This is a genomic window from Frankia sp. CcWB2, from assembly GCF_977927585.1.
In genome coordinates this window covers 10,141-12,237 of the sequence record NZ_CDWRCM010000114.1, presented here as the reverse complement: position 1 = coordinate 12,237, position 2,097 = coordinate 10,141, and the positions used below count along the sequence as shown (strand labels likewise).

Below are 2,097 nucleotides of genomic sequence, written 5' to 3'. Positions count from 1 at the left end.
CACCAGCCCCATCGTGGCCAGGATCTTCTCCGAGTACGTCGCAGGCCGCGGGCTGTACGCGATCGCCGAGGGACTCACCGCCGACGGCATCCCCAGCCCGTCAGCGCATGATCCGGCACGCAACCCGCATAGGACCGGTATCGCCTGGTCCAAACCGGCGCTGCGTGCCATCCTGACCAACCCCCGCTACACCGGCCGTCAGGTCTGGAACCGCCAGCGCAAGGACGAGGTCCTTCTCGACGTCGAGGACGTCGCCCTCGGCTACGAGACCCGAATGCGGTGGAACAACCCCGACACCTGGATCTACTCCGCCGCGATCGTCCATCCGCCGCTGGTCGACGACGACACCTTCGCCCAGGTCAAAGCCCGCTACGCCGCCCGCAAGCTTGATCCGAGCGGGCCGCGCGAGCCCAAACGCACCCGGCACCCTTACCAGCTCCGTGGGCGGATGCGCTGCGGGATTTGCCAGCGGCGGATGCAGGGCAGCTGGAACAACGGCAAACCCCACTACCGCTGCGTCTACCCCGACCAGTACGCCCTCGCCAACCACGTCCACCACCCCCGCAGCGTCTACGTCCGCGAGGAACTCATCGTCCCCCACCTCGACCGCTGGCTCGCCCGCGCCTTCACCCCGCCCCGGCTCCCTGTGACCATCGCCGCCCTGACCGCCGCCCAGGATGACGACACCGACATCGGCCGTGACGCCGACCTCGCCCAAGCACGGAAGGCCGTCGCCGACTGCGACGCCAAGCTGGAGCGATACCGGCTCGCCCTCGAAGCCGGCACCGACCCCGCCCTCGTCGCCCGCTGGACCGCCAAAGCCAACACCGAACGCGCCGCCGCCCAGGCCCGCCTCCGGACCACCACCGACCGTCAGCGCATGACTGAACAGGAGATCAGCGACATCGTCACCGTCATGGGCGACATCGTCACGGTCCTCGCTGAGGCCGACCCAGCCGACAAGGCCGAGATCTACACCCAGCTCGGGCTCCAGGTGATCTACGAGCCGGGAGCCCACCGAGTGATCGCCGAAGCCTAGCCTCAAGCGATCATGTACAAACGAGAGTGTCCGAGGGGGGACTTGAACCCCCACGCCCGTTAAAGGGCACTAGCACCTCAAGCTAGCGCGTCTGCCATTCCGCCACCCGGACAGGTGGTCGCGGATGTCTCACCCGCGAACGACTGCGATGTTACACGCTCCAAGGGGGTGGTTGTCGCTACCCCCGACCACCAGACGATCAAGTCCCGACTTGCGAGTTCTGCCCCGCTTCGACGAGAACGAGAAGCGGCAGGATCACTACTCGAGGTGTGTCTCGGAGAATGTCGATCATGACTGGCTGGGCGCCGGGGCCTCTGGATCTCGCCTACGCGACGGGCCTACGCGACGGGCCTACGTAACGGACCCGCCCCGCGGCTGGCCGCCCCGACTCGCCGGAGGAACTCCTCGACCAGGCTGATCAGCTCCCGGGCCACCTCGGGCGGGAGATCTGCGGACAGCACCGCCGGCAGTTGGGTTCCAGCTGCTCCGGCGAAGCTCCGGTTACTTACGCGGAGCATCGACTCGAACACTGGAAGTCCGAGACTCGATGCCTGGTGGATGTAGGGCCGCAGGAAGCTGGTCGGCCGACCGCCGTAGTACTGGACCATCATGAGAACAACACCGAGCACCCGCGGTTCGAGTCGTTTCACGGCCGGATGCATCCCGGACTGCAACTCCGCGACCCTGTTGTACTCCCAGACGAACCGGCCCAGTCTGCTCATCAGATGTTCGATGCCCAGCGTCGACAGGTTGTCCGGCCGGGCCGGGATGAGCAGGTGGTCGCAGGCGGCGATCGCGGCCCGGGTGATGACTCCGAAGTTCGGCGGGCAGTCGATGAGCACAAGGTCGTAGTCGTACGTGGAGAAGGACGCCAGCCCGGTGGCCAGCCGCTGGTAGACGTCGAAGTAGTACCTGGTGGACCGGTGGGCCTGAGCCCCGCCCAGCCTGGCGGTGAGGTCCATCTCGATGTCGCCGAGCGAGAGGTGCGACGCGAGCAGGTCCAGCGTGCCGCCGCCCGCGGCGACGGCGGCGTTGACGATCGACGGTGTGGTCACGTA

Annotated in this window: 2 protein-coding genes and 1 tRNA gene; 1 reads left to right on the top strand and 2 read right to left on the bottom strand. The window is 67.3% G+C overall.

What is annotated here, in order from left to right; translation table 11 throughout:
* The coding region (locus tag ACY45C_RS13265; RefSeq protein WP_462187926.1) for a recombinase family protein at positions 1–1,039 on the top strand (1,039 nt) is incomplete at its 5' end.
* Between the two features lie 27 nt (positions 1,040–1,066).
* On the opposite strand, the gene ACY45C_RS13260 is transcribed toward ACY45C_RS13265, so the two are convergent.
* Positions 1,067–1,151, bottom strand: a tRNA-Leu gene (locus tag ACY45C_RS13260).
* A 226-nt stretch (positions 1,152–1,377) separates the two neighbouring features.
* On the bottom strand, positions 1,378–2,097 hold a 720-nt coding region (locus ACY45C_RS13255; RefSeq protein WP_462187925.1), incomplete at its 5' end, for a ParA family protein.